Origin of the sequence: Clostridium sp. AF28-12 (genome assembly GCF_003435225.1) — a bacterium.
Classification (GTDB): Bacteria; Bacillota; Clostridia; order Lachnospirales; family Lachnospiraceae; genus Pilosibacter; species Pilosibacter fragilis.
The window spans coordinates 113,392-135,416 of the sequence record NZ_QWGJ01000009.1 but is presented as its reverse complement, the minus strand read 5'-3'; the positions used below and the strand labels follow the sequence as shown (position 1 = coordinate 135,416).

At 51.5% G+C, this 22,025-nt stretch carries 25 protein-coding genes; 2 read left to right on the top strand and 23 right to left on the bottom strand.

Annotated elements, in window-relative coordinates; genetic code table 11:
• Positions 1-117: 117 nt before the first annotated feature.
• The 8 genes from argR to nusB all read right to left on the bottom strand — a co-directional run bounded on the left by argR (position 118) and on the right by nusB (position 7,229).
• Positions 118-570, bottom strand: a complete 453-nt coding sequence (gene argR / locus DWY93_RS09715) for an arginine repressor (RefSeq protein ID WP_117470231.1) — start codon at positions 568-570, stop codon at positions 118-120.
• Positions 571-677: 107 nt separating this feature from the next.
• Positions 678-1,526, bottom strand: coding sequence for an NAD(+)/NADH kinase (locus DWY93_RS09710; protein WP_117470214.1), 849 nt, complete (start codon positions 1,524-1,526; stop codon positions 678-680).
• A 20-nt stretch (positions 1,527-1,546) separates the two neighbouring features.
• A complete protein-coding gene (locus tag DWY93_RS09705) occupies positions 1,547-2,356 on the bottom strand; it encodes a TlyA family RNA methyltransferase (RefSeq protein WP_117470213.1) in 810 nt (269 codons plus the stop codon).
• A gap of 12 nt (positions 2,357-2,368) precedes the next feature.
• Complete coding sequence (gene dxs, locus DWY93_RS09700) at positions 2,369-4,240, bottom strand: 1-deoxy-D-xylulose-5-phosphate synthase (protein WP_117470212.1); 1,872 nt, start codon at positions 4,238-4,240, stop codon at positions 2,369-2,371.
• A 37-nt stretch (positions 4,241-4,277) separates the two neighbouring features.
• Positions 4,278-5,171, bottom strand: coding sequence for a polyprenyl synthetase family protein (locus DWY93_RS09695; protein WP_117470211.1), 894 nt, complete (start codon positions 5,169-5,171; stop codon positions 4,278-4,280).
• Positions 5,155-5,388, bottom strand: a complete 234-nt coding sequence (xseB, locus tag DWY93_RS09690) for an exodeoxyribonuclease VII small subunit (protein WP_015553747.1) — start codon at positions 5,386-5,388, stop codon at positions 5,155-5,157. Before xseB ends, DWY93_RS09695 begins: the two co-directional genes overlap by 17 nt.
• A gap of 113 nt (positions 5,389-5,501) precedes the next feature.
• On the bottom strand, positions 5,502-6,770 hold the full coding sequence (gene xseA / locus DWY93_RS09685) for an exodeoxyribonuclease VII large subunit (RefSeq protein ID WP_117470210.1): 1,269 nt from the start codon (positions 6,768-6,770) through the stop codon (positions 5,502-5,504).
• 3 nt (positions 6,771-6,773) lie between these two features.
• A complete protein-coding gene (gene nusB, locus DWY93_RS09680) occupies positions 6,774-7,229 on the bottom strand; it encodes a transcription antitermination factor NusB (protein ID WP_021905440.1) in 456 nt (151 codons plus the stop codon).
• Between the two features lie 433 nt (positions 7,230-7,662).
• Between nusB and DWY93_RS09675 the strand changes: the two genes are divergently transcribed.
• Positions 7,663-8,571, top strand: coding sequence for a hypothetical protein (locus tag DWY93_RS09675; protein ID WP_117470209.1), 909 nt, complete (start codon positions 7,663-7,665; stop codon positions 8,569-8,571).
• A 63-nt stretch (positions 8,572-8,634) separates the two neighbouring features.
• Here DWY93_RS09675 and DWY93_RS09670 read toward each other — a convergent pair whose 3' ends face one another.
• The 15 genes from DWY93_RS09670 to DWY93_RS09600 form a co-directional block, all read right to left on the bottom strand.
• Positions 8,635-9,018 (bottom strand): Asp23/Gls24 family envelope stress response protein, encoded by a 384-nt coding sequence (locus DWY93_RS09670; protein ID WP_117470208.1) that lies wholly within the window; start codon positions 9,016-9,018, stop codon positions 8,635-8,637.
• Between the two features lie 148 nt (positions 9,019-9,166).
• Entirely contained in the window at positions 9,167-9,895 is a 729-nt protein-coding gene (locus tag DWY93_RS09665; RefSeq protein WP_015553751.1) for a SpoIIIAH-like family protein, read from the bottom strand.
• A 130-nt stretch (positions 9,896-10,025) separates the two neighbouring features.
• Positions 10,026-10,625, bottom strand: a complete 600-nt coding sequence (locus DWY93_RS09660; protein WP_242990580.1) for a stage III sporulation protein AG — start codon at positions 10,623-10,625, stop codon at positions 10,026-10,028.
• A complete protein-coding gene (locus tag DWY93_RS09655; protein ID WP_117470206.1) occupies positions 10,609-11,121 on the bottom strand; it encodes a stage III sporulation protein AF in 513 nt (170 codons plus the stop codon). The genes DWY93_RS09660 and DWY93_RS09655 overlap by 17 nt, the downstream gene beginning before the upstream one ends.
• A gap of 73 nt (positions 11,122-11,194) precedes the next feature.
• Positions 11,195-12,460 carry a stage III sporulation protein AE gene (locus DWY93_RS09650; protein ID WP_117470205.1) on the bottom strand — a complete coding sequence of 422 codons (1,266 nt, stop codon included), beginning with the start codon at positions 12,458-12,460 and terminating at the stop codon, positions 11,195-11,197.
• Positions 12,457-12,843, bottom strand: a complete 387-nt coding sequence (locus tag DWY93_RS09645) for a SpoIIIAC/SpoIIIAD family protein (RefSeq protein WP_015553755.1) — start codon at positions 12,841-12,843, stop codon at positions 12,457-12,459. The genes DWY93_RS09650 and DWY93_RS09645 overlap by 4 nt, the downstream gene beginning before the upstream one ends.
• 14 nt (positions 12,844-12,857) lie before the next feature.
• Complete coding sequence (gene spoIIIAC / locus DWY93_RS09640) at positions 12,858-13,052, bottom strand: stage III sporulation protein AC (protein WP_015553756.1); 195 nt, start codon at positions 13,050-13,052, stop codon at positions 12,858-12,860.
• Positions 13,053-13,063: 11 nt separating this feature from the next.
• Positions 13,064-13,600, bottom strand: a complete 537-nt coding sequence (locus DWY93_RS09635) for a stage III sporulation protein AB (RefSeq protein ID WP_117470204.1) — start codon at positions 13,598-13,600, stop codon at positions 13,064-13,066.
• Between the two features lie 43 nt (positions 13,601-13,643).
• Positions 13,644-14,615, bottom strand: coding sequence for a stage III sporulation protein AA (gene spoIIIAA / locus DWY93_RS09630; RefSeq protein WP_117470203.1), 972 nt, complete (start codon positions 14,613-14,615; stop codon positions 13,644-13,646).
• A 176-nt stretch (positions 14,616-14,791) separates the two neighbouring features.
• Positions 14,792-16,084, bottom strand: coding sequence for a homoserine dehydrogenase (locus DWY93_RS09625; RefSeq protein ID WP_117470202.1), 1,293 nt, complete (start codon positions 16,082-16,084; stop codon positions 14,792-14,794).
• A 348-nt stretch (positions 16,085-16,432) separates the two neighbouring features.
• Positions 16,433-17,680 carry a DUF4272 domain-containing protein gene (locus DWY93_RS09620; protein WP_117470201.1) on the bottom strand — a complete coding sequence of 416 codons (1,248 nt, stop codon included), beginning with the start codon at positions 17,678-17,680 and terminating at the stop codon, positions 16,433-16,435.
• A 31-nt stretch (positions 17,681-17,711) separates the two neighbouring features.
• Entirely contained in the window at positions 17,712-18,191 is a 480-nt protein-coding gene (gene rlmH, locus DWY93_RS09615) for a 23S rRNA (pseudouridine(1915)-N(3))-methyltransferase RlmH (RefSeq protein ID WP_015553760.1), read from the bottom strand.
• Positions 18,188-18,691, bottom strand: a complete 504-nt coding sequence (locus DWY93_RS09610; protein ID WP_117470200.1) for a GNAT family N-acetyltransferase — start codon at positions 18,689-18,691, stop codon at positions 18,188-18,190. Before DWY93_RS09610 ends, rlmH begins: the two co-directional genes overlap by 4 nt.
• A 182-nt stretch (positions 18,692-18,873) precedes the next feature.
• Entirely contained in the window at positions 18,874-19,572 is a 699-nt protein-coding gene (locus DWY93_RS09605) for a response regulator transcription factor (protein ID WP_015553762.1), read from the bottom strand.
• Between the two features lie 271 nt (positions 19,573-19,843).
• A complete protein-coding gene (locus DWY93_RS09600) occupies positions 19,844-20,614 on the bottom strand; it encodes a helix-hairpin-helix domain-containing protein (protein ID WP_242990579.1) in 771 nt (256 codons plus the stop codon).
• 348 nt (positions 20,615-20,962) lie between these two features.
• On the opposite strand from DWY93_RS09600, the gene DWY93_RS09595 reads away from it, so the two are divergent.
• Positions 20,963-21,727: a TSUP family transporter gene (locus DWY93_RS09595; RefSeq protein ID WP_015553764.1), complete on the top strand. Its 765-nt coding sequence runs from the start codon at positions 20,963-20,965 to the stop codon at positions 21,725-21,727.
• Positions 21,728-22,025: the final 298 nt, after the last annotated feature.

The following is a 22,025-nucleotide window of genomic DNA, read 5'->3' as shown; positions in this document are numbered from 1 at the left end:
TTCCGTTCTGTTTCCTAAAAAAGACCCTGCAAAGCAAAACCTGGTAATTATCCCGGTTCTGCTCCGCAGGGCTCAATATTTCTACAATATTCTGCCTTAGACAAAAAGATCCAAAGCCTATTTTCCCTCCACGATCTTCTTCAGCTTATCCATCAAAATGATCGTATCATCCACGGTCCGCACCGCACACATGATCGTATTGTCACCGGCCACGCAGCCGACGATCTCATGAAAACCGATCACATCCAGTGCCTCAGCGACTGCCATCGCCATACCGGAAACCGTCTTGATCACAAGAATATTCTGTGCCATGTCCATGGACACATAGCAGTCCCTGAAAATACGGATATATTTCTCGCCAAAATCTTTCTGATGCTGCATGACCGCATAGCACTGGCGGCCATTTTTTCCAGGAGCTTTCGTGAGCTTCAGTTCACGGATATCCCTCGATACTGTCGCCTGTGTCACATGATATCCGGCCTTTTTCAGATACTCCGCAAGCTCCTCCTGCGTCTCGATCTGATATTTTCCGATCAGCTCCACGATCTTACTGTGTCTGTCAACCTTCATGTCTGCTGCCCCTTTCTGATCTCGTCCTGTATCAGTGTCCAGTTCACTTCTTTTGAAGTGATCCGCACACCGCCCTGCGTGTCCTGCAGCGCTATTCCGCTGTAAATTCACGCGTCGTACATCTTCATCTTTAAAATATCAAGGAATGACCGGTGATCAAGCTTCACAACTCTTGTCACCGTCTCTGCCTTTGTGATCTCAATATAATCCCCATTTTCCAGCCGCACTAACGTGTCGCCGTCAAAAGCCGCCACCTGACTGCCCCGGTTTGTTGCCGGGATCTCGATCCTGATCCGGCTATCCGCTCCGAAAACGATCGTTCTCGACGTCAGCGTATGCGGGCAGATCGGTGTAAGGATCATCAGCTGTCCGTCCGGCTGGGCAATCGGTCCCCCCGCCGACAGATTGTACGCTGTGGATCCCGTAGGAGTCGCAACGATCATACCGTCAGCGCTGAATTCATTTAGGAACTGTCCGTCCACGTAAAGCTTTAGCTTTAATACCCGTGGATCTCCGTCCCTTGTCAGGACGATATCATTGAGCGCAATGCTCTCTTTCACCGGCCTTGCGTTCCGGTAAACACAGCCCTTCAACATCATGCGTTCCTGAAGTTCATAGCAGTCCTCCAAAAGCGCATCCAGAAGCTCCTTTACATCGCCTTCCCGGCCGGTCTGGGTAAGATAGCCGAGGCCGCCGAGATTGATACCGATCATCGGAAGTTTTCTCCCTGCAAGATCCCTTGCCGCCTGGATCAGGGTTCCGTCCCCGCCCAGCGTGATGACACATTCGGTATCCGCAGGTACCTCCTCCGGATCCGTGTACGGATTTCCATGTCCGGACACGCTTTTCCCCACGGAAACTCCCGCGTCGTGAGCTTTCAGGTACTTTTCAATAGCCGCCTGCATATTCTTCGTATTCTCTTTGTCAGGATTTGCAACGATGTAAAATTTCTTCATAAAATTATGCCTGTTATGCCTTATTTATCCAGTGTCTCGTGTGCCTTTTCAACGATCTCGGAAGCGCCGATGGTGTCGTTCGCAAATGTACTTCCATCCGTGCAGTTTCTTAAATGGAGCAGATATTCGATATTTCCCTCCGGCCCCTTGATCGGGGAGAATTCCAGATGGAGGGTCTCAAAACCGATGCTGCCCGCAAAGGAGGCGACCATCTCAATGACCTCAAGATGGACGGATTTTTCGCGGACAACCCCCTTCTTTCCGACCTTCTCACGCCCTGCCTCAAACTGCGGCTTAATTAAGCATACGACCTCTCCGTCCGGCTCCATGAGCGCCTTCACCGGCCCCAGGACCTTCGTCAAAGAAATAAAGGAGACGTCAATGGATACAAACTGGATCCTGTCCGGGATCTCCTCCGGAGTCACATAACGGATATTTGTCTTTTCCATGCAGACCACGCGCTCATCATTTCTGAGCTTCCACGCCAGCTGTCCATGCCCCACATCCACAGAATAAACCTTCACTGCCCCGTTCTGAAGCATGCAGTCCGTAAATCCGCCCGTGGACGCTCCGACGTCCATACAGATCTTTCCCTCTAATGTCACGCCGAAATGTGTCATGGCCTTCTCCAGTTTCAGTCCGCCGCGGCTCACATATTTTAATGTGGTTCCGCGCACCTCCACGTTCGCTGTCTCGTCGAACATGGATCCCGCCTTGTCTTCCTTCTGTCCATCCACATAGACGATGCCGGACATGATGACCGCCTTCGCCTTCTCTCTGGACTCCGCCAGATTTCTCTTTACCAGCAGAACATCCAACCGTTCTTTCATTGGCTTTGCTCCTTATCTCTTCTCGTTTAAAAATTCCGTCTCAATGCGTCTGATCACAGAATCGCTGTTGATTCCAAGCATCTCCCTGAGCACAGAAACGTTTCCGTGTTCTACATAGGCATCCGGAAGCGCGATCTGGATCACGCGGATCTCCGGGTGTTTTTCATGGATATATTTTGTGACATACATGCCCATGCCGCCGCGGAGAACATTCTCCTCCATGGTGACGATCAGTTTATGCGTCTTGCAGAGACGATCGATCATATCCGTATCGAGCGGCTTTACAAATCTCGCGTTCACTAAGGTACAGGGCTGTCCTTTTTCCTTTAATTTTTCCCGGACGTGTTCGCCGGTGCTCACCATGCTGCCGAGGGCAAAAAGTGCGATCTCTGACTCCTCGTAGAGCATCTCCGCCTTTCCATATTCGACAGGAGCGCGGAATTCTTCCAGTCCGCGGTACGCCTGTCCTCTCGGATAACGGATGGCAAGGGGCGCATCAAAATTCACGCCGAACTCCAGCATGTCCTGAAGCTCCCAGCAGTTTTTCGGTGCCATGATGTTCATTCCTGGCACAAGACTTAAGAAGGAAATATCAAAAATTCCCTGATGCGTCTCCCCGTCGCTTCCCACAAGACCGGCCCGGTCGATGGCAAACAGGACCGGAAGATCCTGAATACAGACATCGTGAAGCACCTGGTCATAGCCACGCTGTAAAAAAGAAGAATATACCGCAACTACAGGCTTCAGTCCCGCTGCCGCCATGCCTGCCGCCGATGTCACCTCATGGGCCTCCGCGATTCCCACATCAAAGAACCGTTTTGGGAATTCCTTCGCAAACTTCGTGAGTCCTGTTCCGTCCGGCATGGCTGCTGTCAGAGCCACAATTCTTTTATTCTTTCCGGCAAGTTCGCAGATCTTCTCTGAGAATACATCCGTGTAGCTCGGAAACTCCTTTTTCTTTAAAGGATTTCCGGTCTTGATATCGAATGGTTCCACACCGTGGAATCTCGCCGGATTTTCTTCCGCCGGCTTGTAGCCTTTTCCCTTTTTCGTGATAACATGGACTAAGACCGCATGCTGGACGCGCTTCGCCTCCTTAAATACACGGATCATTTCCTGAACGTTATGGCCGTCCACAGGCCCCAGATACGTGATCCCCATGTCCTCAAATAACATTCCCGGAACAAGGAACTGTTTGATCCCGTTCTTTAACTGGTACAGACCGCATGCCAGCGGTCTTCCGATCACAGGGATCGCGGAAAGTGTCCGTTCCACTCGGAGCTTTAGCTCCGCATATCCTTCTTTTGTGCGGACACTGCTGAGATATTTCGACATTCCGCCCACGTTCCTGGAAATGGACATCTCATTGTCATTCAGAACAATAATAAAATTTTTTCTGATCTGGGCCGCGTTGTTCAATGCCTCATATGCCATTCCGCCGGTCAGGGCACCGTCTCCGATGACCGAAATCACCGAATAATCTTCCTCTGTGATCTCTCTCGCCTGGGCGAGACCGAGACCCGCAGAGATGGAGGTGGAGCTGTGTCCTGTGTCGAAGGCATCGTAAGGGCTTTCCTTTCTCTTCGGGAATCCGCTCATTCCGCCAAACTGGCGCAGGTCATCAAAACCGGCTTTTCTTCCGCTTAAAAGCTTGTGGGTGTAGGCCTGATGGCCCACATCCCAGACGATTTTATCCTTTGGAAGGTCGAACGCCAGATGCAGCGCCATCGTAAGTTCCACAACCCCGAGGTTTGAAGCGAGATGACCGCCTGTTTTACTTATTTTTTCAATCAGGAACTGGCGGATCTCCCGCGCAAGCTCTGGATACTGGTCTTCTTTCAGTTTTTTGATGTCCGAAGACTGTTTTATATGATCAAGCAGCATGTTTCCAGACTACTCCCTTACATATTTTATATAGTGATTAGTTTTTCCTATTCACGAGCATTTCAATAATATTGTACAGAAATTCATTTTTTCCCGGCAGTCCCGCAAGTCTTCCTGCTGCCCGGTCAGAAATTTCCTTTACATCCCGTTTTGCCTTTTCAAGGCCTTCTAAGGTCACATAAGTGGTCTTTTCGTTCTTTTCATCGCTCAGAACCGGCTTTCCAAGCTCTTCCTGAGTGCTCGTCACATCGAGGATATCGTCCTGAATCTGGAACGCGAGACCGACCTCGGAGGCCATCGTTTCCACCTCTTTGATCTCTTCCACGGTCGCGCCCGCAAGAACTGCACCGATCATCATAGAGGCCTCGAGGAGAGCACCGGTCTTTAACCGGTAGATGAAATCAAGTTTTTCTCTCGGAACCGCCTTTCCGGTGAGCTCCACATCGACGGTCTGTCCGCCGATCATGCCATAGATTCCGGTCTTTTCTGCGAGGATCCCGATGGCGCGGCCGACTTTTGCCGGATCAGCGCCCATGGAAAAGGCCTTTGACGCAGTCTCGAACGCGTAGATCATCAGCGCATCACCCGCCAGCACTGCCATATCATAGCCGTAGGCTTTCCAGGTAGTGAGTTTTCCGCGGCGGTATTCGTCGTTATCCATGCACGGCAGATCGTCATGGATCAGGGACGAGGTGTGGATCATCTCCATGGCCGCCATGAACGGCTCGATCTCCGGACCGTTTCCGCCGAACAGACGGTACACTTCCCGCATGAGAAGCGGCCTTAAGCGCTTTCCACCTGCTTTTACACTGTAATTCATTGCCTCAAAGATCGTCCTCTGATGTCCGGTCTCCCCCGGCAAATATGAATATACGACTGTCTCAGTCTCCTTGACCGCCTGACTGAACCTTTCCTTAAAATTGTCCGCCATTTTCCTTTTCCTCCGTTTGATCTCCACTCAAAACAAGGATCTTTTTTTCGATCGTCTCAATTTTTTCGTTACAGCTCTTTACAAGCTTCATGCCCTCTTCATAATCAGCGAAAGCGTCCTCCAGAGATCCGTCTCCCTTTTCCAGCTTTCCGATGATCCGGTCGAGAGCCGCAAATGTCTCCTCGACATTCATCTGTTTTCTTGTCTCGTCATCCATATGATTCCTCACTGTGGCAGCATATCCTGCCGTATCGTTCTATTTTCCTACTTGAATTATTGTTTAATTATTCGTGAAAATTGGTGCGATAGATAATATTCTGTGGTGGATTCCTACCGATACTTCTCAACATGATCTACAACAGCCCCGATTCGACCGTCCTTCACCCGGACCGTGATCCGTTTTCCGGCTTCCGCCTGTTCCACAGTCTCCAGACGTTTGCCATCCCCGTCCGTGATAAATCCGAATCCGCCGCTGATCTTCTTTAACGGGGACAGTCCCCACAGACGTTCACTCTTCACCGCAAGATTTCTCTTATCAGCCGCAAGCCGGTCCGCCATGGATCTTCTGAGCAGTGTCTCCGCATTCTGCAGATCACGTCTCGTCTCCTGCTGCCGCTCTGCGATCAGACGTAAAAGTGTATCTTCCGCGTCCGCCAGCCGTTTTTTCTTCTCATTCAGCTGGCTCTTCGGGTCATAAAACCGCAATGTCAGCTCATCATGCTTTAACCTGCTTTTAGCCCGCTCAAGACTTGTACCCATCTCCTTCATCAGGCGCTGTTTTCTCGCATTCAGATCCATCCGGAACTGGAAATAATCAAATACCGCAAGCTCTGCCGCCGCTGACGGAGTCGGTGCCCGAAGATCTGCCGCGTAATCCGCGATCGTCACATCGGTCTCGTGACCGACTGCGGAGATCACCGGCGTATTGCATGCGAAGATCGCTCTGGCGACTTCCTCCTCGTTGAAGGCCCAAAGGTCTTCGATCGAACCGCCGCCGCGCCCGACAATCAGGACATCCAGTCCCATCGCATCAAGCGTCCGGATTCCTTTTACGATGCTGTCCTTTGCGCCGTCTCCCTGAACCAGGGCCGGGTAGAGGATCAGCTGGACATATGGATTCCGTCTGTGGGAGATATTCATGATATCCCGGATCGCAGCTCCCGTGGGCGCTGTGACGATTCCCACGGTCTTTGCGAACCGCGGGATCGGCCGCTTATACTGCGGGTCAAACATCCCCATCTCTTCCAGCTCTTTTAAGAGTTTTTCAAATCTCAGATACAGGTCTCCGCGCCCGGAAAGTTCGATTTCTGACGCGTAGAGCTGGTATTTTCCGTCCCGCTCGTAGACATCCACAGTTCCTTTTACAACAACCTGCTGTCCCTCGGCAAGCTTAAAGTTGAGGCCGCGGCGCTGGCTTGCAAACATGACAGCCTGAAGTGTTCCGCCGCCGTCTTTCAGCGTGAAATAGATATGTCCGGAACTGTGATACTTACAGTTGGAAACTTCCCCCTTCACCGACAGGCGGCGAAGAAGGAAGTCCTGTGCAAACATATTTTTGATGTATGAATTTACCTGTGCAACAGAGTAAACACCTGCCATCGTTTAATTGCCTTTCTGGATCAGTTTTGCAAGGATACCGTTTACAAATGCCGGAGCTTCATCTCCGCCGAATTTCTTTGCGAGTTCAACCGCTTCGTTGATGGCAACCTTCTCCGGGATCTCCTCATCATATTTCATCTCGAACACTGCAAGACGTAAAATCGTAAGCTCAACTTTACCCATACGTCTTGTTCTCCAGCCTTCCGCGATCTCGTTGATCTTTTCATCGATCTCCGGGATCAGTTCCATGATCTTCTCGACGCGTTTTTCGAGATATGCGCGGTCCTCTTCTTTCTCAAACGGATCATGAAGAATCTCATCTTTTCCGTCTTCGCCGGTCACATCCTCCTTCGGCGCTTCAAAATATCTCTCTAACTGCTCTTCCTTCTCCTCTGCCGGGTAAAAATCCTGGCAGAACAGCATTTTAAAACAATGTTCTCTGGCTTCCCTTCTGGTCACTTTTCTACCTCCGTTTATCTGAACGGGCCGACGGGCTTTTCCGTCAGTCCGTGCTGCTCTGATTATCAATCTCTGAACTGCTCTTTTGCAGCCATGCTTCCGAAAAAGCTGCCTTTTGCAGCTTCTGCAGATGTGAGTGCAGAACAGAGTACTCCTAATTTAGGATTATACGTAACTATTCAGTACCTTCATAGTTACGTGCAAAAATCCATTCCAGATCAGCTTCGCTGATGGGATTTTTGCCTTCCAGCCTATGTTTTCTTACGGTCAGCGCAGCAAGTGCGCAGACCTACTGAACAGTTACGATTATACATGAAAATGTATATTTTCACAAGTCCTTATGTGAGAGATGTTTCTTTTATCCTTGTGGTATGGTATACTCTTTCTGATCCCTTCAGAATTCCAAACTTACCTCAGAAAGGAAAATAATACAATGAACAAAGTAAAATACCTGCCGCTCATCATCCTGTGCATGCTATTAACCGGATGCGGCAATAAAAATAATATTTCGAAGGAAGTCTCCACAGAAACAGCCGTACATACTTCCGAAGTCGAATTAAAAACGGCAGTGGAAACAGAGTCAGAAAGCACCTCTGAATCTGACACGAAAACAGTGGCAGAAGAAAGCTCTGAAACCGATATGAAAACAGAAACCAGCCCTGCTGCCAATACTGACACCGAAAATACGGCTTCTGAGACAAAATACATTACCATCGACCTGTCCACAGCCAGGGAGACACATCCCACCGGTGATGCCGCCGCTCCTTTTGATTTAAAAATCGTATCCGAAGAAGAAAACGGTATCGATTTTGCAAACGAATGGTACGACAGGAAAGGATTATCCCTCCCAATGATCGGCACCGACTGGAACAGCTTTTATGATGACAACTACCAGTACCTCTGGTCCGGCGAAGAGCTTTATATTTTTGAGAACGGTACCGGAAACTGCCTGTATGTCTTAACCTATCCCACCGACAAATGGTACATCAACGGAAATAATGCCTGTCTGAGGGACGGAATCTTCTACGGAGCCAGCGTGACAAACGGCTACGCCCAGCCGGATACCTGTTTCATGTTCGCCTATGATCTGGAAAATAACAAACTCCTCTGGAGAAGCGCTGACCAGACCTGTAATTCCATGAACTTTATCGTAAAAAACAATGTGATCATCTGCGGATACGGCTTCACCTCCGAGGACGACTACCTCTATCAGCTCGATCTCCACACCGGCGAGGTTCTCTCCCGACTGACCCTAAAAAAACAGCCTGATCTCCTCGTATACCAGGATAATACACTTTACGTCCATACCTACAGCTATAACTACACAATCGAGATAAAATAAGTTCGCCAAAAAGGGCAGGACTCCAGGTTTCCCGGGAATCCTGCCCTTACGCAGTCACAATCTTTACTTTTCTTCCAGGCTGACCCCGGCAATCTTAATATTCACATCAAGCACCGTAAGCCCCGTCATGTTCTCGATCGCGTTCTTAACCTTCTCCTGCACCTTCTCGCAGACGTCCGGAATACTATATCCATATTTCAGATTCAGAGCCATATTCACGCTTACATGCTCCTCCGTAACTTCCACCTTAACGCCTTTGGAAAGGTTCTTCATTCCAAGCTTTCCAACCAGCTCGTTCGTAATATTTCCCGCCATGGAATCCACGCCGTCAACCTCAGTTGCTGCCAGGCCGGCAATAATTGCCACGACTTCATCCGCAATCTGGACTTCTCCAATTTTGTCCTTTTCATAAACCTTATGACTGCTTCTCTCTGTTTCCGCTGCCACAACAATTACCTCCTGTATATCAAAGATACAGTTATTATACCATTTTCTCCTCTCTTTGCATAGTTCTTTTTATCACACTTTGCGCCTGCCGCCAGAGATACCGGGAACCATACCACTTTACGCCAATATTCCGGCACCATCGTCCTTATCACTCATCCACATCCAGCAGCGTGATCACGATCCCGTCCGCCCCGATCTCCGTCTTCCTCTTCACGATATCCTCGATCTGCGCCCGCTCTTGATCCGAGAGCGATGCCGCGTTCACCACGACGTCCACCTTCCCGTCCGTGATGCTGACCACCGGGTCCACAAAGCCTTTTGCCTTTAAAAGCGTCTCCGCCGCGTTCTCCTTTTCCGAGATCTCCGTCATCCCGATGAGGTTCTGGATCGCCGTCTGCTTCTCCTCCTCCGAGATCTGGTCACTGTTGATGATCTGCATCAGAGTTTCCTTATTCTTTGCCCGGATCTGCTCCCTGCCAAGTTGGACGCCAGCTATGTACTCGGAGATCCCTGTTCCGCCGGTGAGCACCGCCTCGCCCGGATTCTCGATTCCCGCAGCCGCTGTCTCCTGCCCGGAAACTTCTGCACCAGCAGATTCCGCACTCTCAGGCATCGCCGCCACCTCATTTCCATCGGGCAGAAGTTCCTCTCCATCCCCGTCAAGACTCGCAATTTCCTTGAGCTTTCCATCATCCACCCCATTCTTCGCCTGATTCTCCGCCAGAATGTCCGAATCGGAAATATCCATCATCCCCGCCTCGTACACCTCTGCCCCCGCCACTTCCTTCTTCGACGAGTAATTCAGGTATCCCGCTGCCGCGATCATGACCGCCAGCGTCGTGATAATGATCTGATTTCTTCTGAAGATCCGTTTCATCGCAAAACTCCTTCTTTCCCATACTTTCATACTTCCATTCTATGATTCCAGGCTTGAAATATACCGCTGTAATTCTCTCCTCTGTAAAAAACAGAACCCATTTTTGCCGATACTCTGCAATCCACTGCCTTTATTTCACCGCCCGCTTCATCACCTTGATCTTATTCGCCGGAAGTCCTAAAAGCGCCTCCATCGCCTCCGAGATCTCCGCCCGGATCACCGCACTTCCGCCGCCGTCCGCGCTGATGACTACACCGGAGATCTCCGGTTTCACTTCCTTCTCCATCACCGGTGACTGGCTCTTCCCGTCAAGCACCGTGCTCTCCGACTGGTTCTCCTCCCTTATGACCCGTGAACTCCCGGAGCTGCTCCCACTCTCCTCCGTCACTGAGGACGTGCTGCTCTTATCCACATGCCAGATCCTCTCCTCCGAAGATTTCAACACCACCATCACATCCGCCTCCCCGACGCCATCCACACTCTTTAATAATTCCCGGATCCTCCGCTCCAACTTCTCCTCGTAAGAACCACTCTCCTCCTTCGCCGCAGCTTCCTCCCCGGTATCTTCCAACGCAGTGCTCTCATCGTCCCCGCTGACATCCGCAATCACCTCCACCGTTCCAGTTCTCAATCCGGAATCCGTTGTCTTCCCATTCGGCAGTGAGATCACAAACAGCAGCAGCCCGGAACAGAATAGAAAAATCACCTTCTCCTTATTCCCTTTCAACATCGACCTCAATGTCCCGTTCTTCCACTCCATAATAAGCACCTATCTTCCTTCTGACCGAAGCGATCTCCGCTCCTGCCTGATTCTGCTCTCCCCGGACCACTAACTTCACATGGCTGAGATTCCCGGCATCCGCCACCCGGGCCGATACGCTCACGCATTCCAGCCCATCACTCTCTGCCATAGTCCGGATATCAGACTCCACCGCCGCCCGGTACCGCTCATAAAATCCTGCGATCCGCCTCTCATCCACGGCTCCAAGTTCCTCCTTCAGCGTCCGCACATCGTCCTCAAAGATGATCTTCTCAAACATGCCCGCTATCGCTGTCTCCATCCCCGTGATCCGTGCAAGCGGCCCAAAAGCCAGCAGGATCATAACCGCCCCGGCAAACAGCCGCAAGTACTTTTCGTATTTCGGATCCGGCAGAAGATTCATGACCATGGTCACGAAGATCATGTAAAAAACGATGTCTTTTACCCAGTTTTCAATCGCTTTCATGCCGCTCCTCCACTTCTCCGCTGCTGTTCACATTTTGCACAGCCACCTTGATAATATGCAGTGTGACAATAACTCATCCCGCATAGTACACCGCATTCGTAGAATAACTGATCACTGCGATGGTCACCGCAAACAACGCCAGCGAATACCCGACGATTTCGAGTAACATCCCATGCCCCACGGCATTCTGCGCCATACATGCAGCCAGCCGCTTATCACATACAGGCTGCATCACAGCCGCTGCCAGATAGTAGAGCGCCATGAGCACCGCCAGCTTCACCATAGGTACCGACGCCAGAAAGATCAGGACCGCCACCGCCGCGGCACCCGCCGTGTTCTTTATGAGAACCGCCGATCCCATCAGAAGATTTGACATCGCCCCGGCCCCTGCGCCGATTCCCGGAACCGCCTCGATGGTCCGCACGACCGCCGCGTTTTTCATGGCATCCGCCTGGGGCAGAACCAGCCCCTGGATCAGGTGAAATCCCACAACGATACCGAACATGGTCTTCACGGTCCACCCCACGACTTTTCCCAGGAACTCCGTCATCACCGAGAACATTTCTTCCCGGAACAGATTTCCCACCAGGGAGAGCACCATGTAGAGCTTCATGATCGGCAAAAGGAATCCCGAAACCACCGCCTGGATCACGCCAATGGCCCCCAGCGTGAATCCGCAGACCGATGCCGATGTCACCGCCCCACCCGCCATAGTCACTGCAAGGAAATATGCCGGGAGCAGAACCTTCATGAACCCTAAGATATCCCCTGTGGTCTCCTCTGCGATGCGAATACTGGCAAAAAAGCTCGCCGCCAGGAATGTCTGCACGCAGATACAGATCACGTAGGCCCCCGTCTCCGACAGCTGGCTGGAACCGAAAATTCCGAAAAAGCCGGAACATGCCGCCCCGCACAGGGACAGGATCAGGATTTCCGCTAAAAACGAGGTGTTTGTCCGGATCTCCGAGAACAGTGCGGAGACGATCCTGTCCTTTCCATATAAGAAGACGTTCTCCGCATCACCTTTCCGGATCATGTCCATTAAGTCCCGGAATGTAAGTCCCGCTGTATCATCACCGCCGATCTGGTCTAAATACTCCTGGATTTCTGTAACGTCAATATCTGCTATCTCATCATCCTGCTGCGGTTCCGCTCTCTGCCCGAAATCCACTGTTTCCGCTGTTGGCATCGGAATTGTCCACAATCCAGCCTGCCGCCCCGTTTTCTGTCTGAAACCGGTCTGCTCTGCGGCAAAAGCTGTAACCTCACTCTGTCTGATTCCCCAGAATATCCCCATAACAAGCCCCAGCATCAGAAATACATTTCTCTTCCATCTCATTCCATAAACACCTTCAATGTCTCCACCAGCGACAGCACCACCGGCGCGCTCACCGCGAGGATCGCCAGCTTCCCAACCATCTCCACCTGGGTCCCCACCGCAGAGTATCCGGCATCCTTGCAGATCCCCGACGTGAACTCTGCGATATATGTGATTCCCGCCATCTTGAATAACGCCGCCAGATACACATGCCGGATCCTGATCCCGTTTCCTATCTCCCGCAGGGTGTCCAAAAGCACACCCAGTCTTGCCAGACCAAGAAATCCGACTCCGATGGATGCCGCCAGAACCAGGTACACCGCGTACTCTGGCTTCAGCGGTTTTAACTGCGCCGCAAGCAAAACTGCCGTAAGCCCCAGAAGTGCCGCCTGAACTACCGCCATAACTCTCCCTCCTTTCACAGCGAAAACAGATTTTTAATTGTCTCAAACAGATCATAGATATACGGCACGATCCAAAACAGCACCAGGATCAATCCTGCGAGACTCGTGAGAAACGCCTGGTCCTCGCGCCCGCTGTGCTTCAACACCTGACACATCACCGACACCAGGATCCCCACCGCCGCGATCTTAAATATCAGATTTACCCCCATAGTCTCCCCCCTTACGCAAAGAGTACCAGAATAAAAAGTCCTGCCGCCATTCCGAGAGACCGGTAAAGCTTCGTCCGGCTCTCCATCTCCTTCTTTAAGAACGCCAGGGAGTCATCCGCCTGTTCCAGATAGAACAGGATCGTCCGCTCCTGGGTCTTTTTGTCCGCGTAACCGAGATTTTCCCCCAGTGCCTGGAGTGCTTCAAGATCCTGTTTTCTTAAAGGAAGGTCGTCCGGGAATTTTTCCATCTCTTCCTTCCATATCTCGGCAAACGGCTTCCCAGCTTCTTCCTCCATCCGCTTTTCCACCCGTAGAAAAAAGAGTCCTGCCTCCGCCGCCATCCCGGAATTCCCGTCTGAAAACCGGCTGCCGATCTCCTTTAGCGCCTCCGGCAGCGTCTCGTTGGAGTACAGGATCCGCGCCTTCAGATAGACCGCCATCTGTCGGAAGATTCCAAGCATCTTTACCCGCATCTCCCACTCCCCCGCCAGCAGAAAACCTCCAGCTACCGCCGCTGCCGCCATGCACAAGAGTCCTAAATATTTCATGTCTCATCCCCCGTCCACTCACGATCTATGTCTTGTTTAAACCTTAATTTCTTTTATTCATTCGCTGAAAATTCACATCATAAATTCCCACTATCGTTCCCGGTCCCGGAACTCCGGAAAGAACCACATACCGGGAAAACACCTTCGCTTCCGCCAGTTCCCGCCACGCCGGCCGCTTCATGATATCCCCAACATCTGCACCATGGACCGTCGCCAGGATCCTGCACCCGCAGTTCATCCCATACTTCATCGCCAGGATCTCGTCTTCCCCTCCTGCCTCGTCCACCGCCAGCACCTGGGGTGCCATGGAGCGCAGCATCATGAGCATTCCCTCAGACTTAGGGCACCCGTCCATCACGTCGGTCCTGGGCCCCAGGTCACACTGGGCAACTCCTCCAAAACACGCTGCGATCTCCGAACGCTCGTCCACCACGGACACATTCTTCCCCGCTCCCCATGTTCCCCCGCATGAAAGTTCCCGGATCAGGTCCCTCAAAAGTGTTGTCTTTCCTGCTCCCGGCGGGGAGATCAAAAGCGTGTCCAGAAATGTTTCCCCATCCATCAGGTACGGCAGCACGTTTTTTGCGCAGCCCTTTACCTCATGGGCAACACGGATATTTAAAGATGAGAGATCCCGGACCGTCCTCACATGTCCGTCCTCCACCACCGCTTTCCCTGCGATTCCCACACGGTGTCCCCCGCTGATCGTGAGGAATCCCTGGCTGATCTCCCGCTCGTAGGCGTACAGCGAATGTCTGGAACAGGTCTCCAGAATCCCGCGGATCAGCTCCTGGTCTGCAAGAACTGCGCTCCGGTCTTCTCTTATCTCCAGCGACCCCATCTTTTTCTTTCCATAACTTTCCGTCTTTCCACAGGTCCCATCCGAAAAAAGGAGGTTTTCCCCGCTTTCCAGCAGTATCATCACCGGTTTTTCCGTCCGGATTCTGATCTCCCGAATCGTTTTCCCGTCTGGAACCGCCTGTTTCAGCAGTCTTTCAAAAGTTTCCGTATTCATCCTGCGCTCCTTTCTCCCCGTGTTCTGCCTGTCCGCCTTTCCCGGAATTGATACAATATATGAACACCCCGGATTTTTATGATATTTCTCGGAAAATAAAAAAGCACATCCACCCAGTCAGTTTCACCTGACCAGACAGATATGCTTTCTAATTCCATTATTTCAAATACCGGCTGTTAATCCCCGTAAACCCTGATAATTCCGGACACCTCACGAAGCACGGACATGCCCTTCACGATCATCAGCGCGTCGTTGAAATGGCGCTCCAGAACGGAATCCGTGATCACAACAAGCTCTGCAACACCGTCCCTCGCGCGTTTCTGAACGACCTGGGCGATGCTGACATCGTTGTTTCCGAGAACGCCCGCAATATTTGCGAGGGCGCCCGGCTTATCCGCGACCTGAAGACGGAGGAAATATCTCGATCTCGTCTCCTCGATCGGCTTCACCGGATAATTCTTGTACGCCACGCCGCCATTCCAGCCACAGTTGTCGTGAACGATATTTCTCATGACGATGATGATATCACCCATAACGGCGCTGGCCGTCGGCATCTTTCCCGCACCGCGTCCCATGAACATCGCGTCATCGCAGGCCTCGCCGTGTACAAACACCGCGTTGAAGGAGTCGCGGACCGTCGCAAGCGGATGCTGCTCCGGGATCAGCATCGGGTGGACCTTGACCTCGATTTTTCCGTCCACCAGCTTTGTAACGCCGAGAAGCTTGATCACATAGCCGAATTCCTTCGCGTAGCGGATATCATCGGAGGTGATCTTCGTGATCCCTTCCATATAGACATCGCTGAAGGTCACCTTGGAGTTGAACGCCAGGGAGGACATGATCGCGATCTTTCGTCCCGCGTCGTAGCCTTCCACGTCCGCCGTCGGATCCGCCTCCGCATATCCAAGCTCTGTGGCCTTTGCCAGCGCTTCCTTGTAATCCATCCCCTCTTCCGACATCTTTGTCAGAATGTAGTTCGTGGTTCCGTTAACGATTCCCATGATCTCCGTCAGCATGCTGCCCGCGAGGCTCTGCTTTAAGGGACGGATGATCGGGATCGCGCCTGCGACTGCCGCCTCAAACTGGATATCGCAGCCGCTGTTTTCCGCCAGTGACAGGATCTCCTGTCCATGCTCCGCGAGCACGTCCTTGTTGGCGGTGACCACCTGTTTTCCGGCTTCCAGGGCCTGCACGATATAGGTTCTCGCCGGTTCCACGCCGCCCATGAGCTCGATCACAAGCTGGATCTCCTCATCTTCCAGGATCTCCTGCCAGTTGTCCGTCATGATCTCCTTCGGGATCCCCGGGCGGTCCTTCTTTGTGTTCCGCACCAGAACCTTCTTAATTTCCAGGCTGGCACCGGTCTTCTGGAACATCTCATCCTTTAACATCTCGGCGAGGGCATACACGCCGCTTCCAACCGTTCCAGCGCCGAGAAGCGCCGCCTTGATCACATTTCTCTCTCCCATGGTTCGTATCTCCTCTATCCCCGGCATAGCCGCATTAGTAACTGCAGACATCCGTCAGTCTTCTCTTTTATTCTTCCATGACCGCGAGCCATGGACATTTGTCTTTTTTCAAAGTGACGTAATTATACTACACTACGTTAAAAAATGCAAGTAACTATTCAGTACCTTCATAGTTACTTGCAAAAATCCATTCCAGATCGGCTGCACCGATGGGATTTTTGCCTTCCCGCTTATGTTATCTTACGGTCAGCGCAGCAAGTGCGCAGACCTGCTGAACAGTTATAAATGCAATTAAAAAACACACCATAGATCTCTCCATGATGTGTTTTGTTACTGTGCTTTATCTCCTCACGTATCCACCGGCACATGGTCCCAGTCTGCCTTCTCCCCGGCTCCCACGAGCCAGTTTAACGCTTTATGGCGCTCAAAGACCACACCTCCGTCCATTCCCGCAGGCGCGGGAAGATCCCGCATCCTCGTATCGGTGCATGCCCAGTCCAGGCAGAAGATCATATCGCAGGCATCGAGAAGTTCCTTCGCGCTCCTCGGCTTCGCCGCCTCCAGGATCTCCCTCATGGAGTGAAAGGCTGTCAGAAGCTGCGCCGCCTCCGCCACTGCGCAGAAGTGATCCGGGAAATCTAACGGCCCGTCGATCAGTCCCAGCGCCCACTCCATCACATACAGATTCTCGTACTGCCAGGAATAGGATATCTTCTCTGATTCTTTCGGATCCTCGTTGTGCAGGTAATTCCACTCCTTCAGGGAGAAGAAATCATCCGCCCCGAACTCGTTGATCCGCTTCTGGATGAATTCCAATGCCTCTTTCTGGCTCATCTTTTTCGCCAGCATGGCCTCAGAAAATACCGCCACCAGCATGAGCGCCACCGCTCTCGCCGCGATCTCATATGGTGTCCGGCAGTCTGCCTCCGCCTCCGTCTCCAAAAGCGGGTAAAATACCGGAACATACACGCCCCGCGCCTCAAACTCTCTCCGGTTCTTCTCCCTGCGGTTCAACTGTTCCGTCTCGATCTCATTTCCCGGAACATAGCCCACCGCTTTATATGGCAGAAACCGCTCCATCTCACTGTTTCCGTTTCCGTCCAGGATCAGCTTCTCCATGCCGGACGCATCCAGGCAGTAAAATCCCCTTTTTTCTCCCCTGAACGCCATGACTGCACGAAGATCGGAAAGAACACGAAACAGTGTCTGCTCCATATTTCTCTTCGCGGCCTCCTCTGTCTCTGTCAGGAATTCGGACTCTTCCCCCTCGAACACATAGTCCACCGAAACGATACTCTCGGTTCCTTCCAGCTGATAGAGAAGATTCGTTTTCACATCCACCACCGCGGTCTCGACCCTGGAAAAGTGGCCTCTTGCCCGGTCAGACCAGCTTCGGACCAGCTCCTGCTCCTCGTCACCCGCGCTCTCGCAGTAGATCCTGAGCGTCACATTCAGATTCCCATTGTGAAGTTCCAATCCTGTATCATGTGCGCTGCCCGGAACGTCAAAGGCGTCCCGCAGGCACTTCATGATCCGCTCCTGTGAAGATTCCTTGCAGAAAAGAAAGATCTTCCCCGCTTTCTGTTCCTCTGCCACTCGTTTTGCCTCCTTGCCAAGTCCCCATTTTTTACTTATGATATGGTTCTCCCTGGATGATCCGGTAACTCCGGTAGATCTGTTCCAGGAGAATGACCCGCATGAGCTGGTGCGGGAATGTCATCTTTGAAAAGCTCAGTTTATAGTCGGCCCGTGCCAGGACCTGGTTGGAAAGTCCTAAAGATCCGCCGATGATAAACACGATCTGGCTGATCCCCGACACACCCCATTTTTCTATTTTTGCCGCAAGTTCCTCAGAATCCAGCATGTTTCCGTTGATCGCAAGGGCAACGACAAAGCTGCCATCCTTGATGTTAGACAGAATCCGCTCGCCCTCTTTCTCCTTGATCTGCGTCTCCACCGCTTCGCTGGCCCCATCCGGCGTCTTTTCGTCCGCCACCTGGACGATCTCCAGCTTACAGTATCGGCTCAGGCGCTTGGAATATTCCGCGATGGCGTCCTGAAAGAACTTTTCCTTGATCTTTCCGACTGTGATCAATGTGACCTTCATGATTTCTGATCCCCGAATTCCAGGATCATGTCGTACCAGACTGCCCCGCCGTGGACAGACTCGGAAATGCCCATGTTTTTGTATCCAAATTTCGCGTAATAGTGAATCAGACGGTCCTTGCAGGTGAGGATCAGGCCCTTTCTTCCTTTATTTTTCGCGTCTTCGATCATGTGATCCATGAGCGCCGCCGCGATTCCCTGGCAGCGGTAGTCCGGGATCACATCCAGTCCGAAAATAGACTGGTATGCGCCGTCCGGCCTGTGGCAGGCGGAATTTTCGTACATCTCGTCATAAATCGTTTTGGAATCTGTGGCGCAGCCATTGATGAAGCCTATGATCTTTCCGTCCGCTTCCGCAACAAAAAAGCACTCCGGAAATGCCGCGATGCGGGCCTTAAAAGATTCCTCTGCTGCGGCTTCCGCCGCCGGGAAGCAGATTGCTTCCACCTCGGTAACTGCCGCAAGGTCCGTCGGGCGGACTGGGCGAATTGTGTATGTCATAAAATTTTTCTCCTTTAGGTTTTAATTAATTTTGTTGGTTAGTCCGCAGTGGAGCCCTGAATTGGGGCAGGCCCCAACTCAGGGCTCGCGGGCATTCGCCCTATAAGATCAACTGTCCGACTTTCGGCTTATGTGCAAGCACAACGCCGAAAGTCAGCCTGTTGATCTTGCACTGCTCATCGCTAGGCGCGGAAGAAATAGCCTACGCCCCATTTTGTGTGTACATACTTCGGATCACTCGGGCTAGGCTCAATTTTTTCACGCAGTCTTCTCACATGCACATCCACCGTGCGGACATCCCCGCTTACCATGGCCTTGTTTCCCCATACATACTCAAGCAGGGACTCACGGCTGTAGACCTTATTCGGATTTGTGACAAGAAGTTCCAGCAGGTCGAATTCCTTCGCGGTCAGGTTGATCTCCTTATCTTTAATGAAGACTCTGCGGCTCTCCCTGTCAAGCTTTAAGTCGCCCTCTGTGACTACGCTGGATTTCTGGCGTTTCGCGGCGCCGCTCTTCTTATTGTTTCTGCGGATGATCGCCTTGATCCGCGCTTTTACTTCCAGGATATTGAACGGTTTCGTGATATAATCGTCAGCGCCGTACTCCAGTCCCAGGATCTTATCCATATCATCGCCTTTTGCCGTCAGCATGATGATCGGCATCTCGGAAAACTCACGGATCGTCTGGCAGACCTCAAATCCATCGTGTCCCGGAAGCATGACATCCAAAAGAACCACGTCATACTCCCGTTCTTTTGCCCTCTCGATCGCCTCATCGCCGTCGTAAGCACAGTCCACCTCATATCCATCCTGTTCCAGACTGAAGCGGATTCCCTTCACGATCAGTTTTTCATCATCAACTACCAGAACTCTTGCCATTTCTCTCCTCCACGTTATGCTGTAATGCGCAGGTCCTCTCCTGCTGCTTTTCTAATGTCTATGACCTGATTTCCGCCTCCTGTGTTTTTAAATGTCACAATCAGCATGAATTATACGTTTTTTGTAACTGTTCAGTAGGTCTGCGCACTTGCTGCGCTGACCGTAAGAAAACATAGGCTGGAAGGCAAAAATCCCATCAGCGAAGCTGATCTGGAATGGATTTTTGCACGTAACTATGAAGGCACTGAATAGTTACCGTTTTTTCATCTTTTCACACCGTAATATTATCCTTTATCTTCTGAAACCCGGCCTCTTTGATACCGGATATCTTCATGATATCCTCGATTTTCTTAAAGCCACCGCTCTTTTCGCGGTAGCGGATAATATCCTCGGCTTTCGCCTCCCCGATGCCCTTTAAGGTCATCAGCTCCTCTTTTGTCGCCGTGTTCAGGTTCACAAGCCCGGAACCGGAGGTTCCGCCCTGACCGGCGTTTCCTACTGCAGACCCGCTGCCCGCCGGAAGCGACGCGGCCTCTTTCTTATTGTAGATCGTGATCTGCATGCCATCAGAAACTTTTGAGGCGAGATTTACACTCTCCCTCGCCGCGTTCTCCGTAAATCCCCCGGCGGCATCCACTGCCTCGTAGATCCGGCTGTCCTCCGAAAGCTCATACACACCTGGGGCTGCCACCTCTCCGCAGATATACACATAAACTCCGGATTTTTCAGAGTTTTCCACATATTCCTGCGTCTCCACGGTACTTTCTCCCTGTACACTGCCATTTTCATCCCTGAATGGTTCCTGAAGCTCCTGTTTCTCGGTACTGCTTCCAGAATCCCCCTGCGGCAGGCCGTCGCTTTTTGCAGAGCCGTTTTTCTCCCAGCTGATGTTCCCATCCGCATCCAGTGATCCGCTCATAACGACCGCTCCGGATTCATCCAGCTTCTGGATTCCACTCCGGCTTCTTGTCATCCCAAACACAAGTCCGGCTGCGATCAAGAAAGCCGCGGCCGTCAAAATTTTTTTCTTATCTTCTTTCATACATTCCCTCCTGAACATTTTCAGGGGGATCGTTCTGCCTGTCTCTATTTTACCGAATCAGTCCTGTAAAAACAAGGGCATTTTTGTTATGTACGCTCTCCATTATAACCTCAGTCCGATTTTTTCTCAAGCCTCGCATTCTCCTTCTCGCACCGAGCATACTCGATGCCAAATCAACCGTTCTCTGGCTTTCTCCCGCCAGATATTTCACGCTCCGCCCACCTGCTTTCATTGCAATTTCTTTAAAATTATGCTATATTTGGCAAAAAGCGTGCAAAGACCGTTTCATCCGCTCTGGCAGCGAAAACAGCACGTTCAATTTAATCATACTTAAGGGGAATTACTGCTATGGAATTACATCTGATGCACTTTCTGATCGTCTGCCCGCTGGTATTTCTCGCCGGTTTCGTCGACGCGGTTGCCGGAGGCGGAGGACTGATCTCACTCCCGGCTTACATGATCGCCGGTCTTCCAGTCCATTTTGCCATCGGAACAAACAAATTAAGCTCCGGAATGGGAACCACACTGGCAACAGCTCGCTTTGCGAAAAACGGTTATATTGCCTGGAAGAACGCGCTTCTCTGTATCGTTACAGCTCTCATCGGTTCCTCTCTCGGTGCAAAACTTGCTCTGCAGTTAGACGATTATTATTTTAAGCGCCTGATTCTCGTGATCCTGCCCTGTACCGCCCTCTATCTCACATTTGGAAAACCGTTCGTGGGAGAAAAAGAGTCTTTCCCGGTCCGCAAGATGATTCTTTTCAGCGCTCTGATCGCCTTCATCATCGGCATCTACGACGGCTTTTACGGTCCCGGAACCGGAACATTTCTGCTGCTTCTCCTCACTGGAATTGCCCACATGGGACTGAAGGAAGCCAACGGGATCACAAAAGCCATCAACCTGACAACGAACCTGACAGCCCTGGCGGTCTACCTCATGAACGGAAAAGTAATTTTCCTTCTTGGCCTCATTGCCGGTATCTTCAGCATCGCCGGAAATTATCTCGGAACACGCTGTTTCGACAAGGGCGGCGCAAAGTTTGTAAAACCCTTGATGATGGTGGTTCTGGTGATCTTCTTTATAAAGACATTGAGCGAGATTCTCGGTGCCTGATACATATCTGCAAAATCCGATCCGGCAGAACGAAAATACGGAGATCCGCTGGGCCCCACTTACGAAATGCTTCGAAAAAGAAAGACTCCGGAACAGATCATGGAGTCCGCGTCGAGGACCATCCGGGACCTCAGCGACCGGCTCACAGTGGATGGGTTTAAAGAATGGTACGAAAAAAGACAGAAATGAAACCTCACATTTCTGTCTTTTCTATATATAACCTTGTTCGTAACTATTCAGTACCTTCATAGTTACGTGCAAAAATCCATTCCAGATCAGCTTCGCTGATGGGATTTTT